22 protein-coding genes are annotated in these 14298 nt (G+C 72.2%); 11 read left to right on the forward strand and 11 right to left on the reverse strand.

From position 1 onward, the window contains the following. Positions 1–84 precede the first annotated feature (84 nt). The 4 genes from MRBLML1_RS09300 to MRBLML1_RS09315 are packed head-to-tail and all read left to right on the forward strand — an operon-like array spanning position 85 to position 3615. Positions 85–1188, forward strand: a complete 1104-nt coding sequence (locus MRBLML1_RS09300) for an ABC transporter substrate-binding protein (protein ID WP_364514667.1) — start codon at positions 85–87, stop codon at positions 1186–1188. 26 nt (positions 1189–1214) lie between these two features. Then, positions 1215–2000, forward strand: a complete 786-nt coding sequence (locus MRBLML1_RS09305; RefSeq protein WP_364514670.1) for an ABC transporter ATP-binding protein — start codon at positions 1215–1217, stop codon at positions 1998–2000. Next, positions 1997–2806: an ABC transporter permease gene (locus tag MRBLML1_RS09310; RefSeq protein ID WP_364514672.1), complete on the forward strand. Its 810-nt coding sequence runs from the start codon at positions 1997–1999 to the stop codon at positions 2804–2806. The genes MRBLML1_RS09305 and MRBLML1_RS09310 overlap by 4 nt, the downstream gene beginning before the upstream one ends. Beyond that, entirely contained in the window at positions 2803–3615 is an 813-nt protein-coding gene (locus tag MRBLML1_RS09315; RefSeq protein ID WP_364514675.1) for an ABC transporter permease, read from the forward strand. Before MRBLML1_RS09310 ends, MRBLML1_RS09315 begins: the two co-directional genes overlap by 4 nt. 29 nt (positions 3616–3644) lie before the next feature. Here the strand turns inward: MRBLML1_RS09315 and MRBLML1_RS09320 are convergent, their stop codons facing one another. Next, complete coding sequence (locus MRBLML1_RS09320) at positions 3645–4295, reverse strand: LysE family translocator (RefSeq protein ID WP_364514677.1); 651 nt, start codon at positions 4293–4295, stop codon at positions 3645–3647. Between the two features lie 55 nt (positions 4296–4350). Further along, on the reverse strand, positions 4351–5340 hold the full coding sequence (locus tag MRBLML1_RS09325; RefSeq protein ID WP_364514680.1) for an SDR family NAD(P)-dependent oxidoreductase: 990 nt from the start codon (positions 5338–5340) through the stop codon (positions 4351–4353). Positions 5341–5394: 54 nt separating this feature from the next. Between MRBLML1_RS09325 and MRBLML1_RS09330 the strand changes: the two genes are divergently transcribed. After that, positions 5395–5721 (forward strand): hypothetical protein, encoded by a 327-nt coding sequence (locus tag MRBLML1_RS09330; RefSeq protein WP_364514682.1) that lies wholly within the window; start codon positions 5395–5397, stop codon positions 5719–5721. 145 nt (positions 5722–5866) lie between these two features. Here the strand turns inward: MRBLML1_RS09330 and MRBLML1_RS09335 are convergent, their stop codons facing one another. From MRBLML1_RS09335 to MRBLML1_RS09345, 3 genes are read right to left on the reverse strand one after another with little or no spacing between them, the layout of a single operon-like run. After that, positions 5867–6211, reverse strand: coding sequence for a VOC family protein (locus MRBLML1_RS09335; protein WP_364514684.1), 345 nt, complete (start codon positions 6209–6211; stop codon positions 5867–5869). A 16-nt stretch (positions 6212–6227) separates the two neighbouring features. Then, positions 6228–6854: a maleylpyruvate isomerase family mycothiol-dependent enzyme gene (locus MRBLML1_RS09340; protein ID WP_364514687.1), complete on the reverse strand. Its 627-nt coding sequence runs from the start codon at positions 6852–6854 to the stop codon at positions 6228–6230. A gap of 9 nt (positions 6855–6863) precedes the next feature. Next, a complete protein-coding gene (locus MRBLML1_RS09345; protein WP_364514690.1) occupies positions 6864–7760 on the reverse strand; it encodes an ArgP/LysG family DNA-binding transcriptional regulator in 897 nt (298 codons plus the stop codon). A gap of 78 nt (positions 7761–7838) precedes the next feature. On the opposite strand from MRBLML1_RS09345, the gene MRBLML1_RS09350 reads away from it, so the two are divergent. From MRBLML1_RS09350 to MRBLML1_RS09370, 5 genes are read left to right on the forward strand one after another with little or no spacing between them, the layout of a single operon-like run. Beyond that, positions 7839–8453 carry a LysE/ArgO family amino acid transporter gene (locus MRBLML1_RS09350; RefSeq protein WP_364514693.1) on the forward strand — a complete coding sequence of 205 codons (615 nt, stop codon included), beginning with the start codon at positions 7839–7841 and terminating at the stop codon, positions 8451–8453. Between the two features lie 20 nt (positions 8454–8473). Next, a complete protein-coding gene (locus MRBLML1_RS09355) occupies positions 8474–9088 on the forward strand; it encodes a TetR/AcrR family transcriptional regulator (protein ID WP_364514696.1) in 615 nt (204 codons plus the stop codon). 47 nt (positions 9089–9135) lie between these two features. Continuing rightward, complete coding sequence (locus MRBLML1_RS09360) at positions 9136–9834, forward strand: hypothetical protein (RefSeq protein WP_364514699.1); 699 nt, start codon at positions 9136–9138, stop codon at positions 9832–9834. Continuing rightward, positions 9831–10397: a cytochrome c oxidase subunit 3 gene (locus tag MRBLML1_RS09365; RefSeq protein ID WP_364514702.1), complete on the forward strand. Its 567-nt coding sequence runs from the start codon at positions 9831–9833 to the stop codon at positions 10395–10397. Before MRBLML1_RS09360 ends, MRBLML1_RS09365 begins: the two co-directional genes overlap by 4 nt. Positions 10398–10408: 11 nt before the next feature. Continuing rightward, the gene (locus MRBLML1_RS09370; protein WP_364514705.1) at positions 10409–10660 is read left to right on the forward strand and encodes a cytochrome C oxidase subunit IV family protein; all 252 of its coding nucleotides are present in this window, start codon (positions 10409–10411) and stop codon (positions 10658–10660) included. A 15-nt stretch (positions 10661–10675) separates the two neighbouring features. Here the strand turns inward: MRBLML1_RS09370 and MRBLML1_RS09375 are convergent, their stop codons facing one another. After that, positions 10676–11293, reverse strand: coding sequence for a VOC family protein (locus MRBLML1_RS09375; RefSeq protein ID WP_364514708.1), 618 nt, complete (start codon positions 11291–11293; stop codon positions 10676–10678). Positions 11294–11315: 22 nt separating this feature from the next. Here MRBLML1_RS09375 and MRBLML1_RS09380 point away from each other — a divergent pair, with 22 nt between their 5' ends. Beyond that, the gene (locus MRBLML1_RS09380; protein ID WP_364514711.1) at positions 11316–11711 is read left to right on the forward strand and encodes a hypothetical protein; all 396 of its coding nucleotides are present in this window, start codon (positions 11316–11318) and stop codon (positions 11709–11711) included. Here MRBLML1_RS09380 and MRBLML1_RS09385 read toward each other — a convergent pair. The 5 genes from MRBLML1_RS09385 to MRBLML1_RS09405 form a co-directional block, all read right to left on the reverse strand. Beyond that, positions 11675–12049 (reverse strand): hypothetical protein, encoded by a 375-nt coding sequence (locus MRBLML1_RS09385; RefSeq protein ID WP_364514714.1) that lies wholly within the window; start codon positions 12047–12049, stop codon positions 11675–11677. The genes MRBLML1_RS09380 and MRBLML1_RS09385 overlap by 37 nt on opposite strands. 69 nt (positions 12050–12118) lie before the next feature. Next, positions 12119–12424, reverse strand: a complete 306-nt coding sequence (locus MRBLML1_RS09390; protein WP_364514716.1) for a DUF7677 family protein — start codon at positions 12422–12424, stop codon at positions 12119–12121. A gap of 67 nt (positions 12425–12491) precedes the next feature. Continuing rightward, positions 12492–12797, reverse strand: a complete 306-nt coding sequence (locus MRBLML1_RS09395) for a hypothetical protein (RefSeq protein WP_364514719.1) — start codon at positions 12795–12797, stop codon at positions 12492–12494. 136 nt (positions 12798–12933) lie between these two features. Further along, entirely contained in the window at positions 12934–14007 is a 1074-nt protein-coding gene (ychF, locus tag MRBLML1_RS09400; RefSeq protein WP_364514722.1) for a redox-regulated ATPase YchF, read from the reverse strand. Between the two features lie 38 nt (positions 14008–14045). After that, positions 14046–14273, reverse strand: coding sequence for a hypothetical protein (locus MRBLML1_RS09405; protein WP_364514725.1), 228 nt, complete (start codon positions 14271–14273; stop codon positions 14046–14048). Positions 14274–14298: the final 25 nt, after the last annotated feature.

Below are 14298 nucleotides of genomic sequence, written 5' to 3' on the forward strand. Positions count from 1 at the left end.
CTGAAACGCCGGTCTCATAGCGTCGCCGTCCAGCAACGCCCGTTGCGTCTCGGAGCCACCGACATCCGTGCACCAGGAGACCCGATGACCCACGCCTCCCACCGACCTCGCCGCGGGCTCCGCCTCGCCGCCGCCGGCCTGGCCACCTCCGTCGGCCTGCTCGGCCTGACCGCCTGCGGCAGCGACGACGCCGGGGACGACGGCGGCAGCGGCCACGGCACGATCAGCGTGCAGTACTCCTGGATCAAGAACGAGGAGTTCGCCGGAGAGTTCTACGCCGAGGACAAGGGCTACTACGACGAGGCGGGCTTCACGAAGGTCAACGGCATCTCCGGCCCGGACACCGGGGTCGCCAAGCTGCTCAGCGGCTCGGTCCAGGTCGCGCTCAGCGACGCCGCCTCGATCGGTGCCGCCATCGCCAACGAGGAGGCGCCCCTGAAGATCATCGGCGCGACCTTCCAGAAGAACCCCTTCACCATCCTCTCCCTCAAGGACGGCGCGGACATCAAGACGCCGGCGGACCTCAAGGGCAAGAAGATCGGCGTCCAGGACTCCAACGCCAGCGTCTTCGAGGCGATCCTCAACGCCAACGGGATCTCCAAGGACGACGTCGAGATCGTCCCGGTCGACTTCGACCCCACCCCGCTCATGGAGGGCAAGGTCGACGGCTTCATGGCCTACCTGACCAACGAGGCGATCACCGTGGAGCTGGCCGGGCACGAGGTCACCAACCTGCCCTACGCCGACAACGGCGTTCCCTACGTCGCCGAGACCTTCTCGGTCACCGACCAGTACCTCGCCGAGAACAAGGAGCTCCTCAAGGACTTCCTCGTCGCCGAGATCAAGGGCTGGACCGACGTCTTCAAGAACAGCGCCGACGACACGGTCGGCCTGATCACGAAGTTCTACAACAAGGCCGCCTCCGACAACAGCGACGGCCTGGAGGCGACCTTCGGCGCACTCGACCCGAAGAAGACCGGCCTGGGCCTGGAGGCGGAGAAGAAGCTCATCTCCACCCCGGACACCGAGGCCAACGGGCTCTTCACGATCACCGACGAGCTCAAGGAGCAGACCGTCGCCTCGCTGAAGGCAGCGGGCTGGGAGGTCAGCGTCGACGACCTGTTCGACACCAGCATCATCGACGAGATCTACCAGGAGCAGCCGGACCTCAAGGACTACCTCCCCTGACGGTGAGCACGGGCATGAGCACGGGCATGAGCACCGGCATCCAGGTCACCGGGCTGACCAAGACCTTCTCGGCGGGTCGCGGTCGCTCGGTGACCGCCCTGGAGGACACGGACCTGCACAGCACGCAGGGCTCGTTCCTCGCCCTGCTGGGCCCCTCGGGGTGCGGCAAGTCGACCATCCTGCGGATCCTCGCCGACCTGGAGCACCCCTCCTCCGGCACCGCCCTGGTCGACGGCCGCACCCCGGCACAGCTGCGCCGCGACAGCGAGCTGGGCATCGCCTTCCAGGACCACGCCCTGCTGCCGTGGCGCAGCGTCACCAGGAACATCCGGCTCCCCTTCGAGGTCGCGGGCCGCCCCGTCGACAAGGAGTACGTCGAGGAGCTGATCGACCTGGTCGGCCTGCGCGGCTTCGAGGACAGCAAGCCGGCCCAGCTCTCCGGCGGCATGCGGCAGCGGGTCTCGATCGCCCGGGCGCTGGCGCTGAAGCCGTCGGTGCTGCTGCTCGACGAGCCCTTCGGCGCCCTCGACGACATGACCCGGCAGAACCTCAACCTGGAGCTGCTGCGGATCTGGACCGAGAAGCCGGCCACGACGCTGCTCGTCACCCACGGCATCTCGGAGGCGATCTTCCTCTCCGACCAGGTGGCGGTGATGTCGCCGCGACCGGGCCGGATCAAGGCGGTCATCGACGTGGACCTGCCCCGTCCGCGAACGCCGGACCTGATGCGCACCCCGGAGTTCCACGCCCTGGTGGACCGGGCGTCCGAGCTGCTGTTCGGCGCCGACGGCCGCGCGGACGCCGAGTCGTGAGCCCGGCGCGCCGCGTCCCGGCCTGGCTGGCGGGCCTCCTCGGCACGGCCGGCCTGGTCCTGGCCTGGTGGCTGTTCTCGGTGCTCGCCTTCCGGCCGGACCCCGGCACGACGTACGACCCGGTGCCCTCGCCGCTCGCGGTCGGTCGCCAGATCCTCGACGACGGCTTCTCGGCCTACTGGGACTTCTTCTCCGTCACCATCCACGAGGCCGTGATCGGCTTCGCCTGGGGCAACGGGCTGGCCCTGCTGCTGGCCGCGACGGTGCTGCTCGCCCCGCGCCTCGAGCCGGTGGTGGTGCAGGTGGCGGTGGTGACCTACTGCCTGCCCCTCGTCGCGGTCGGTGGCATCTCGATCGTCGCGCTCGGCGGCGCCACCGAGCCCGGCGACCCGTCGGCGACGGCCGTCTTCCTGGCGGCCCTGTCGGTCTTCTTCACCACCGTGGTGGGGGCTCTGCTCGGCTTCAAGGCGGCCGACAGGGCGAGCCTCGACGTGGTGCGGGTCTTCGGCGGCGGCCGGGTCCGCCAGCTGTTCACCGTGCGCCTGGTGGCGGCGCTGCCGGCGATCCTCAACGCGCTCCAGGTCGCGGTGCCCACCTCCCTGCTCGGTGCGGTGCTGGGCGAGTACATGGGCGCCACCGACCGCAGCGTCGGGATCACGCTGATCCGGTTGCAGGGCCAGCTCGACTCGGTGCGGGTGTGGGCGGTGTTCCTGCTGTGCGCGCTGGTGGCCCTGGCCGGCTACGCCGTCTTCGGGCTGCTCGCCCGCCTGGTCACTCCGTGGGTCTCGGGCCGGAGCGCCGCATGAGCCGCGCGATCGGGCGCTCGCTGCTCAACGCGCTCCTCACCCTGCTGGTCGTGCTCGGCCTGTGGCAGGCGGTGGTGAGCTTCGCCGGCGTCTCGCCGTACGTCGCCAAGGGACCCGCCGACGTCTTCCGGTTCCTCTTCGTCGACGACGCCGGGGCGGCGGCCGGGCGGCTGGCCGCCGACCACCGGGCGGCGCTGCGGCCGCTGACTGTGCAGACCCTGCAGGACGCCGGGCTCGGGTTCGCCGTCGGCCTGACGATCGCCGTCCTGCTCGCCCTGGCGTTCTCGCTGTCGAAGACGGTCGAGGCCGGGGTGCTGCCCCTGGCCCTGCTGCTGCGCAGCGTCCCCCTGGTCTCGATCTCCCCGGTCATCATCCTGATCACCGGGCGCGGCACCACCGCGTCGGTCGCGGTGATCGGCAGCATCGTCGTGCTGTTCCCCGCACTCGCCTCCGCGCTGTTCGGGCTGGGGCGGGCCAGCCGGGAGAGCCTCGACCTGGTCCGCGTCTACGGCGGCGGCAGCGCCATGGCCCTGCGCAAGGTCGCGGTCCCGGGTGCCCTGCCCTCGCTCTTCGCGGCGGCCCGGGTCTCGGTCCCCGGCGCGGTCACCGGTGCTCTGCTCGCCGAGTGGCTCTCGACGGGCAAGGGCATCGGCGGGTCGATCCAGAAGTTCAGCGCGGCGGCGCGCTTCGACGACCTGTGGGCCTCGGTCGCGATCATCACCGCGATCACGCTGTTGCTCTACAACCTCGTCCAGCTGCTGGAGAACGTCGTACTGGCCCGGATGGGGATGACCCAGCAGCAGGCCTGACCAGGTCGGCGCCGCCGTCCGCGGACTGCTCAGTGGGTGTTGCCGGCGGTCACCAGCGTGACGCCGAGGCCGACCATCATCCCGCCGCCGGCCGCGCCGAGGCCGTCGAGGCGCTGCGGCTTGCGGGCGAACCAGTCCCGCGCCCGGCCGGCGACCAGCGCCCAGCAGGCGTCGGAGCACACGGCCATCACACCGAAGAGCACGCCGAGCAGCAGCAGCTGGGGGGCGGCCGCCGCACCGTCGTCGATGAACTGCGGCAGGAAGGCGACGAAGAACACGATCGTCTTCGGGTTGGTCGCGCCGACGAGGAAGCCGGTCCGGACCGACGCCAGGCCGCTGCGCGCGGGAGCGTCACCGCCCGCGTCGGAGGCGGCCAGCGCGGCGCGGGCGTCGCCGCGGTGGCGGATCGCCTGGATCCCGAGGTAGGCGACGTAGGCCGCCCCGGCGATCTTGAGCACGGTGAACGCGGTCGCCGACGCGGCCACGACCGCACCGAGGCCCACGGCGACGAGGACGACCTGGGCGACCAGGCCGAGACCGTTGCCCACGACCGACAGCAGCGCGTCCCGGCGACCGACGGTCAGGGCACGGCCGATCGTGAACAGCAGGCTGGGGCCCGGCACCTGGATGAACAGGAACGAGGCGACCGCGAAGGCGGCGAGCTGGCTGGTCGACGGCATGGGGGCAGTATCCGGCAGCGACCGGCCCCCGCGCGAGCGGATTCGACCCGCGGGATCAGAGCCCGATGCCGGCGCCCGTCGCCTTCACGACGTGGTCGACCAGCCGCGTCACGGCCTCGGCCGAGGGCTCCCGCTGGCCGGGGAGGGTCACCGGCCGCTGGGCCCGGTCGTGCCAGAAGTGCGGCGCCCGCGACTCCGGCCGGGTCGCGACGAGCCACACCGCCGTGTCGGCACCGTCGTCCTCGCGGCGCAGCAGCGGCCGGGTCAGCCGCTCGAAACGCGGGAGGTGCTCCTGGACCCCGGGCGTGGCCACCCAGCCGGGGTGCATGCTCGCCACGAGCGCGCGCCCCGTGCTGTCGCACCGGGCCCACTCCTGTGCGAGGACCACCTGCATCCGCTTGGTCCGGGCGTAGGCGCGCACGCCGTCGTAGGTCCCCCGGCGGTACTCGATGTCGTCGGCGTCGTCCGCGTGCAGCCGCGCGCCGTACATGCCGCCGGAGCTCATCCAGACCACGCTCGGGGCCGGGGCGGCCCGGAGCGCGTCGCCGAGGAGCGCCGTCATCAGGTGGGGGCCGAGCACGTGCACGGCGAGCGTCAGCTCGTGGCCCTGCGGGCTCGTCTCGCGCCGCTCCCCGGTCATCGTGCCGGCGTTGTGCAGGACCGCGTCGAGGCGGTCGCACCGCTCACCGAAGCCGGCCGCCCACCGCCGTACGGCGGCCAGGTCGCCGACGTCGCAGGTCTCCCCCACGACCTCCCCACCGGGCACCAGGGAGCGAGCCTGGTCGACCGTCGCGGCCACCTTGGCCTCGTTCCGCCCCAGCACGTGGACCGCGGCCCCCAGGCGGAGGTAACCCTCGACCGCTGCCGTGCCGATGCCCGAGGTCGCGCCGGTGACCAGCACCCGCCGCCCGGCCAGCGCGCCGGGCTCGGGGTCGGCGGGCCACCACCGGGCGCGGAGCCCGCTGCCGAGTCGGGTGTAGCCGAGCACCACGGTGCGGTCGATGGACGCGTCCACCGCGCGCGCGAGCGTCGTACCGATTCCCATGGACCCGACCCTAGAGCCGTTCAGCAAGCCGCTCCGCCTGCCGATGGGACGGGCATGGAGGAACCGCACCCCTGCCCGCCGTGGTGCGTGACCAGCGCCGCCGAGCACGAGTACGACGACGCCGGCGCCTGGCTGCACGAAGGCCCCACCTTCGGCCTGCTCCGGACCTGGTACCTCGACGGGCCCGCACCGGTCTTCAGCGCCACCCTCGTCGACGCGCTGGACGAGGCCGGCGAGCTCGGCGCCGACGAGCTGCGCCACCTGGCCACCGACGCCCTCGACGCCGCGATGTGGATGGACCGCCAGGGCCGGCTCGGCACCACCGTCGACCGCTCGGTGGTGGACCTGGTCCGCGAGGCGCACGCCCGCTCGGCGTCGTAGCGCAGCGCACTTGTAACTACGTGTCCAGACCTCTACCAGGGTGGTAGACCACCCGGGTAGAGGCCACAACACCCGGTAGATGCCCGGAGCGGCGTCGCGCGCCACGGGACCGGCCACCCGCGACAGGCGCCGGAGAGCGCGGCGATCAGGCGGAGAGCTGCTCTCCCCCGAACCCGATCTCGTTGCCGTCCGGGTCGCGGTAGGTCACCTTGCGCACCCCGTTGCCGTAGGTCTCGTCGTCGGCGGGCTCGATCCCCCGCGCCTCGATCGAGCTGACCCAGGCGTCGAGGTCGTCGACGAAGAGCGTGTGCCGCGCGTGGCCGGCGTGCTCGGGCAGCAGCTCGGTGAAGACGTAGCGGTGCTCGGCCAGCTCCCAGACCGCCTCGACGTCGTTGGGCAGGAACGACGGCGGCTCGCCGAGGAGCTGCTCGTACCAGGCCAGCGCCCGGTCGTGGTCGGTGACCGGGATGCCGGCGAAGAGGTCGACCATGCCCTGACGATAGGTCTCAGGCGATCCGTTCGGCCAGGGTCGCGACCCCGGGGCCCGACAGCGCGTCCAGCGCGACGGCCCGCCCGCAGGAGGCGAGCAGCAGCTCCAGCGCCGGTCCGGCGACCTCCGGCCCGGAGCCGTGGACGAGGTCCGCGTCGGTCGCCCGCAGGCTCAGCCCCTCGAACCACGCCTTCGCCCCGCCCATCGCGGGCGACGTGCGGGCCTGCCACCGGAAGGCCGCGACCACCGCCTCGGTGTCGTAGTCGCGGACCAGGCCGAGCGGGCGTCGTACGTCCTCGCCGTGGACGATCGCCTCGACCAGCCGGGTGTCCAGCGGCGCGGGCGGGGTGAGCCGCAGGTCGACGGCGGCGCGCAGGCCGTCGAGGGTCTCGGCGGGCGTGGTGCCGCGGAAGCGCTGCATCCCACGCTCGTTCTGCCGGTCGAAGTCGAAGCGGTGGCGCAGCATCTCCCGCGCGAAGCGCAGCCGCGAGGTGCGCGCGGTGTCCACGACGTGCGCGACCACGTCCTCGACGGTCCAGCCCGCGCAGAGGGAGGGGGTGCGCCACTGCTCGTCGCTCAGCGGCGCCAGGTCCTCGACCAGGGCGCGGCGCTCGGCGTGCACGAAGGGCCACACATCGCTCATGCGCCCTTCCTACCGGACGGCCCCGACAGCGGGCCGCATCCGCCGCAGCGCCCGGGCCTCGCGCCGGACGTCCGCGGTGAGAGCCGCGAGGACCGGGCTGTCGAGGCGCCACCGCTGCCAGTGGAGCGGTACGTCGACCGGGCGCGAGCCCGGCAGGCGCACCAGCGCGCCCGCGGCCAGGTCCGGCCCGAGCTGGGCGTCGAGGATCATCCCCCAGCCCAGGCCACGTCGTACCGCCTCGTGGAAGTCGGCCGTGCTGGGCACCCGGTGCACGACCGGCGGCCGGGTCGCGCCGTGCGCGGCGAGCACCTCGTCCTGCAGGTGGTCCTTCTCGTTGAAGACCACCATCGGTGCACGGTCCCAGGCCAGCCCGCGGCCGCGCCGGTGGGCCTCGACGAAGCCCGGCGCGGCCGCCGGGTTGTAGCGCAGGCAGCCGAGCGGCTCGACGACGCAGCCCTGCACCGGCCGCGGTTCGCTGGTGACCGCCGCGAGGACGTCGCCGCGGCGGAGCAGGTCGTGGGAGTAGGCCTGGTCCTCCACGTGGAGCCGCAGCGCCGTACCGGGCCGGGAGGCGACGGCGTCGAGCACCGGACGGAACCAGGTGGCGAGCGTGTCGGCGTTGACCGCCACGGCGAGCTCGGCCACCTCCGGCTCGCCGAGCGAGACGGCCGCCTCGGCGGCGAGCAGCCGCAGCTGCCGGCCCAGGCGCAGCAACGGCTCGCCGGCGGGTGTGACGACCGCGGGCGCCGTACGACGGACGAGCACCTGGCCCGCCGCCTGCTCCAGCGCCCTGACCCGCTGGCTCACGGCGCTCGGCGTCAGGTGCAGCCGGCGCGCGGCGGCGTCGAAGGTGCCCTCCTCGCTGATCGCGAGCAGGGTCTCCAGCTGGCTGGGATCGAAGCGCACGACGTGAGTTAAGCACTGCTTCACCTTCTGAAGGAACATTCGCTGTTCTACACCCCGTGCCACCTCTAGCGTTGACCCGTGTTCGCCCCGGCCGTGGCGGGTCTGCTGACCGCGCTCTCCCTCATCGTCGCCATCGGCGCGCAGAACGCCTTCGTCCTGCGCCAGGGCCTGCTGCGCTCCCACGTGGGTCCGGTCGTCGCCGTGTGCGCCCTGTCCGACGCCGTGCTCATCGCCGCGGGCATCGCGGGCATCGGCACGCTCGTCGACCGCGCCGGCTGGGTGATCGAGGTGGTGCGCTGGCTGGGGGTCGTCTTCCTGCTCGGGTACGCCGCCCTGTCCCTGCGCCGCGTGTGGCACCCCGCGTCGCTCGCGCCGGAGGACGGCCTGCCCGCCGAGTCCCGTCGGAGCGTGCTGGCCCGCACGGTCGCGCTCACCTGGCTCAACCCCCACGTCTACCTCGACACCGTGCTGCTGATCGGCTCGGTGGCCGCGGCCCACGACGGCGGCGCGGTGGCCGGACGGTGGTGGTTCGGCGTGGGCGCGGCGCTGGGCAGCGTCCTGTGGTTCACCAGCCTGGGCTTCGGCGCCCGCATGCTTGCTCCCCTGCTGGCCCGGCCGCGCGCCTGGCAGGTGGTGGAGGTCGCGGTGGCGGCCACGATGGTCCTCGTCGCGGTCAAGCTCGCGCTCGGCTGAGTCCTCCCTAGGATGGGCCCGTGGCGAGTGCGGGGCGAGGGACCAAGCGGATGCCGCGCGAGCAGCGCGAGCGCGAGGTGCTGGCGGTCGCCGCGACCGAGTTCGGTCGGGCCGGCTTCGCCGCCGCGTCGCTGGCCCGGATCGCCGAGCAGTCGGGGATCTCCAAGGCGATGGTGCTGAGCTACTTCCGCTCCAAGGAGGAGCTCTTCGCCGCCTGTGCCGAGGAGGCCGGGCGCAACCTGGCCGAGCACATCGAACCGGTCCTGGCCCGCGCCGGCACGGCGCCGGCGATGGCCCAGGCGACCCTGTCGGCGATCTTCACGGCGCTGCGCGATCGCCCCTACGACTGGAACCTGCTCGTCGACCGCTCGGCCCCGGAGGGACCGGCGCGGGCTGCGGCGCGGGCCGCGCGGAACCGGATCGCCGAGCAGGCGGGGCGCGGCGTCGGCCTGGCCGCGGGCCTGAACGCGCTGGACGGTCCCGACGACCTCGAGGTGCTCGCCCGGATCTGGATGCACGCGGTCGCCGCCACCGTGGGCTGGTGGATCGAGCACCCCGAGCGCTCGGTGGAGGAGATGACGGCACGGACCGGTCGCGTGATCGGCGCCGTCTTCGGCGTACCTCTCGGACCGTGACGAAGGACATATAACCAGTCGGTCATATTCGGGGTTAGCCTCCCCGCATGAACGAAGACCGCTTCCTCCTGCGCGCCGGCGCCTGGTCCGGGCTGGCCTACCTGCTGGTGTTCGGCACCGGCTGGCTCGTCCTCGCGCACTTCTTCCCGCCGATCGAGCCCTCCGCCGACGCCGCCGCCGTTGCCGAGCGCTACCGCGAGCACCACCTGACCCTGATGCTGGCCGCCGTCTGCATCATGGTGTCCACGGTCGCCGCGCTGCCCGTCTCCGCTCTCCTGGTGCGGATCGTCGCGCTGATCGAGCGCGGTGCCGGGATGCTGACGCTGATGATGGGCTTCACCCTCGCGACCTTCCTGGTGCTGAACTTCTACTCCGGCTTCTCCTTCGCCACGGCGGCCTTCCGCAGCGATCGCGCCCCCGACCTCGTGCAGTACGCGAACGACTGGGGCTTCCTGCAGTTCATGGGCGGGATCCCGATGTTCCTCATGGCGTGGGTCCTGCTCGCGTACGCGGTCCTCGTCACCGACTCCCGCGAGGACCCGGTGCTGCCGCGCTGGGTCGGCTACGCCAACCTCTGGATCGCCGTGCTCTACCTGCCCGAGCTGCTCGTCTTCTTCTTCGACGACGGCGTCTTCGCCTGGGACGGCCTGATCGGCTTCTGGATCCCGGCGATCCTCTTCATCGCCTTCTTCCTGGCCAGCCCGTTCGTGCTGCGTCCGGTCGTCCGGCGCCACTTCCTCGCATGACCACCACGGCCGTCGTACGACGCCGGCACGTCCCCGGCGAGGCCGAGCTCTGGATCCTGGTCCTCGGCGACCTGGCCGTGTTCACGGTGTTCTTCGGGGTGCTCGGCTGGCAGCACCACACCCACCCGGCGTCGTACGCCGACGGGCAGGCCGGGCTCGCCACCGGGCTCGGCCTGCTCAACACGCTGCTCCTGCTCACCGGGTCGGCGCTCGTCGCGAGCGCGCTCACCCGCGCCCGCGCCGGGCACTGGGTGGCCGCGCGCGGTGGCTACCTGCTCGCCATCGCCTGCGGGCTGGGCTTCGTGGCGGTCAAGGCCGTCGAGTACGCCGGTCACGCGGGCGAGCCCGTCGACGAGTTCCTCTCGTACTACTACGTCTTCACCGGCATCCACCTCGCCCACGTCCTCGCCGGCCTGGTCTGCCTCGCGGTCGCCGCCCGGCGCTGCGGCCTCGCCGCGCGGTGGGACGAGCCGTCCGAGCGGCTGCTGGAGGGACTCGGCGTCTACTGGCACCTCGTCGACCTGCTCTGGATCGTGCTCTTCGTCCTGCTGTACCTCGCCTGAGGAGGCCTCCCGTGGAGACCACGCTCCGCCGTACCTGGCTCGTCTGGGCCGCCCTCGTCGCCGCCACCCTGGCCGCCTTCGCCGACGGCTCCGTCTCGGGCACCGCCGCCACCCTCGGCCTGCTCGCCCTGGCCGCGGTCAAGGCGGCGCTCGTGATCGGCGTCTACATGGAGGTCGGGAACGCACCGACGTGGCTGCGCGCCGTCTGCTGCGGGTGGCTGGTCGTCACCTTCGGCGGGCTGGCCGTGCTGCTGACGGCCTGACTCAGCGCTGCGAGATCAGCGCTGCGAGATCAGGGCAGTGCGCACCGAGATCCCCAGCTCCCGCGTGCGCACGGTGGTGATCCGCCGACCCGGCTGGACGGCGTCCTTGACCGGCGTCGTGTGCTCGCCGAGCAGCGCCGCCGCCGCGTCGATGTCGGCCACCGCATGGGTCAGCCCCCAGATGCTCGCCGGCCCCTCACCCGTCGCGTCCGGCGAGCCCACGACCTCCAGGACCACCTCGCCGAGGCGGAAGAACACCTGGCGCATCGGCGCCCCACCCAGCGCGCCGTCCCGCTCCCGTCGTACGTCGAGACCGATCGATTCCAGCGCCGCGACCGTCCGCGCGAGGTGCGGGGTGAGCAGCACGACGTGGTCGACGTGGGTGGTGCCGTTCGGGTGCCTCGCGGGCTCAGCCGGCTGGTCCGCGGAGCCGGTCGTGGGGACGCCGTCGAGGTCCGTCGTACCGGCCGGGAGGTCGCGGAGGCTCCAGCCCACCACGCCCCTGCCCTCGACCCCGAGCCCGATCCGGACCGTGCCGATGCGGCACCCGCCGTCGTCGTCCACGGCGAACCCCGCCGCCCGCCACGCCTCGGGCGGATCGGCGACCAGGATCTCGGCGATGGTCACGGGCACGCGGCGACCCTACGCTGTGCCCGTGGTCACCGACATCGACGGCGCGCTCGCCCACTTCAGCGCGGATGGCTACCCGGTCACCTCCGTCGTGCATGCCCGCTGCTCCTGCGGCGGCGCCGCCTTCCGCCTCCGGGTCGACGACGAGGAGGGCTGCGCCGAGCGCACCTGCGTCGCCTGCGGCGCCGTCGTGCTGATGCTCGACTCCGCCGAGTACGCCGACGAGGCCGACCTCGAGCCCGCAGAGTGCCCCTGCGGCGGGGAGGTCTTCGAGGTCGCCGTCGGCTTCGCCGACCACGCGGACGGCGAGGTCCGCTGGGTCTACCTCGGCCTGCGCTGCACCACCGACGGGAACCTTGGCTGCTACGCCGACTGGAAGATCGACTACCTGCCCACCGCGCACCTGCGCACCGCTGTCTGAGCGCGGCGCGGAGGAGGCCGGCTCACTCGGCCCGGCGCTCCCGCTCGGCCCCGGTGTCGAAGAACCGGTCCGTCCGGCTCCAGGTCGCTGTCCCGCATCAGCGAGAACACCTCGGCGCCGTCGCCGGGCTGGTCGAAGAGGTGGAAGGACTGGTGGAAGCCGAGCGCCGTGCAGTCGTCGTGGTCGGCGGCGTACTCCGCCGCCTCGACCTCGGACCGCGCGATCGCGGCGTCCGCGTCGGCGGCGTCGAACAGACGCACCCGCTCCTCGTACGTGTCGTCCTCACCCTCGGCACGGGCGTCGAAGAGGAAGATGCTGCGTACCGCGAACCAGGCCATGGCCGGATCATCTCAGCGCGCCGCCACGCCGGGCGAGCGCTTCCCGGCGTTGGCCGTTTCGGAGGTCCATCAGTAGAGCTCGATCTCCCAGGGCTCCAACGGGGGCTCGCCCGCGACCGGAGAGCCAGTGCAGTACTCGTGCAACCAGAGCGCCGCCCGCCGTTCGGCGTACTTCTCGTTCGTCGGTTCTCCCGAGTCGTCCAGACGCAGGTTGTTGGCGAAGATCGCGAAGAGCGTCTCCATCTGGGACGGCGACTCCCGGAGGTCGTCCCAGTAGTCAATGCCCTCAAGAAGGGGATACCCGAGCGAGCCACGGGCGACCCAACCCGCAAACCTTCGCAGGGCTCCGGACGCCCCCGCACCGAGCTCGGTCAACGTTCGCTCCTCTGACGTTGAAGCGGAACCGCACCGGGCTCCGTCCCGAAGGGCCATGGGCAAGGGGTCAGCCAGCCCACTGCGCGCCCCATTGTTCCGCGGTCTTGAACTCATCCAGCTCGATGGACGTCGCGCACCCGCCCTCCGAGAGAAGCCAAGTCGTGAGCGTTCGCAAGTCACGCTGCCGCTCGTCCTCGAAGTGCCCTGAGATGGCGATCTCGATGCCCCACTCCGGACGGCAGCCCGCAACGAGCTCCAGCTCGTCGATGTCCTCGGACGTGAAGTCGGCCGCATGAAGGTGCTCGATCAGTTCGGCCCAGACCAGAACCCGCTGATGAGGCTCGTTGACGCCGATGGGGCGATCCGTGCTCACGTTGGAGACCGCTAGCCGCCGCAACGCCTCGCTGTGATCCAGAGCCGGAAAGACAAAGAGAGAGCGCACGACACCATCACACCAGAGCGACTGACCGATTGCTCCGGGTTGAGGTCGACTCGCGCGGCGGCCGGTCTCAGACGTTGAAGCGGAACTCCACCACGTCACCGTCGGCCATGACGTAGTCCTTGCCCTCCATCCGCACCTTCCCGGCCTCCTTGGCCTTCGCCATCGAGCCGGCGGCGAGGAGGTCGTCGAAGGAGACGATCTCGGCCTTGATGAAGCCCTTCTCGAAGTCGGTGTGGATGACGCCGGCGGCCTGCGGGGCGGTGGCGCCCTGCGGGATGGTCCAGGCGCGCGACTCCTTGGGGCCGGCGGTGAGGTAGGTCTGCAGGCCGAGGGTGGCGAAGCCGACCCGGGCCAGCACCTCCAGGCCGGGCTCGGTGACGCCGGCCTCGGCGAGGAACTCGGCGGCCTCGTCGTCGTCGAGCTCGATCAGCTCGGACTCGAACTTGGCGTCGAGGAAGATCGCCTCGGCGGGCGCGACGAGCTCGCTCATCTTGGCCTTGAGCTCGTCGTCGTGGAGCTCGTCGGCGTCGCAGTTGAAGACGTAGATGAACGGCTTGGCGGTCAGCAGGGAGAGCTCGCGCAGGAGGGAGCGGTCGATCGAGGTGGCGATGATCGGCGTACCGGCCTCGAGCGCCTCCTTGGCCTCCTTGGCGGCGTCGAGGTTGGCGGCGAGCTCCTTGTTCTTGCGCGCCTCCTTCTCCAGCCGTACGGCGGCCTTCTCGACGGTCTCCAGGTCGGCGAGGATCAGCTCGGTCTGGATGGTCGAGATGTCGTTGCCGGGGTTGACCTCACCGTCGACGTGGGTGACGTCCTCGTCGCGGAAGACGCGCGTCACCTGGCAGATCGCGGCGGACTCGCGGATGTGCGCGAGGAACTTGTTGCCGAGGCCCTCACCCTGGGAGGCGCCGCGGACGATGCCGGCGATGTCGACGAACTCGACGGTCGCGGGCAGCTGCCGCTCGGAGGAGAAGATCTCGGCGAGCTGCGCGAGCCGCGGGTCGGGCACGCCGACCACGCCGACGTTCGGCTCGATGGTGGCGAACGGGTAGTTCGCCGCGAGGACGTCGTTCTTGGTGAGCGCGTTGAAGAGCGTCGACTTGCCCGCGTTGGGGAGACCGACGATGCCGATGGTGAGTGCCACGGGCGCTGAGTCTAGGTCCGTACGACGGGCGGCCCGAATCAGCGCCGGGCCCGCGCCCAGCGTCGTACGGCGAGCAGGAGGAGCGTCGCCGGGCTGAGCACCACGATCAGGACGACGCCGAAGATGGCCGTGTAGCCGTGCGGGTCGCGCGACTCGGGTCCGAGCACCGCGCCCAGCACGGCGGCGAGCAGGAAGAGCTGCGCGCTGACGACCACGACGAGGAGCGTGGTCGCCAGCGCGCTGGCGACGGGGTGGGAGGGCGCCACAGGGGACGACTACCCCGCCGGGATC

It is taken from the genome of Nocardioides sp. LML1-1-1.1, assembly GCF_040676175.1.
Lineage (GTDB): Bacteria > Actinomycetota > Actinomycetes > Propionibacteriales > Nocardioidaceae > Nocardioides.

Coding starts and splice junctions, on each gene's coding strand:
- MRBLML1_RS09300 (WP_364514667.1), top strand. CDS start 85: ATGACCCACGCCTCCCACCGACCTCGCCGCGGGCTCCGCCTCGCCGCC.
- MRBLML1_RS09305 (WP_364514670.1), top strand. CDS start 1,215: ATGAGCACCGGCATCCAGGTCACCGGGCTGACCAAGACCTTCTCGGCG.
- MRBLML1_RS09315 (WP_364514675.1), top strand. CDS start 2,803: ATGAGCCGCGCGATCGGGCGCTCGCTGCTCAACGCGCTCCTCACCCTG.
- MRBLML1_RS09320 (WP_364514677.1), bottom strand. CDS start 4,295: ATGCCGTCGACCAGCCAGCTCGCCGCCTTCGCGGTCGCCTCGTTCCTG.
- MRBLML1_RS09325 (WP_364514680.1), bottom strand. CDS start 5,340: ATGGGAATCGGTACGACGCTCGCGCGCGCGGTGGACGCGTCCATCGAC.
- MRBLML1_RS09330 (WP_364514682.1), top strand. CDS start 5,395: ATGGAGGAACCGCACCCCTGCCCGCCGTGGTGCGTGACCAGCGCCGCC.
- MRBLML1_RS09335 (WP_364514684.1), bottom strand. CDS start 6,211: ATGGTCGACCTCTTCGCCGGCATCCCGGTCACCGACCACGACCGGGCG.
- MRBLML1_RS09340 (WP_364514687.1), bottom strand. CDS start 6,854: ATGAGCGATGTGTGGCCCTTCGTGCACGCCGAGCGCCGCGCCCTGGTC.
- MRBLML1_RS09360 (WP_364514699.1), top strand. CDS start 9,136: ATGAACGAAGACCGCTTCCTCCTGCGCGCCGGCGCCTGGTCCGGGCTG.
- MRBLML1_RS09365 (WP_364514702.1), top strand. CDS start 9,831: ATGACCACCACGGCCGTCGTACGACGCCGGCACGTCCCCGGCGAGGCC.
- MRBLML1_RS09385 (WP_364514714.1), bottom strand. CDS start 12,049: ATGGCCTGGTTCGCGGTACGCAGCATCTTCCTCTTCGACGCCCGTGCC.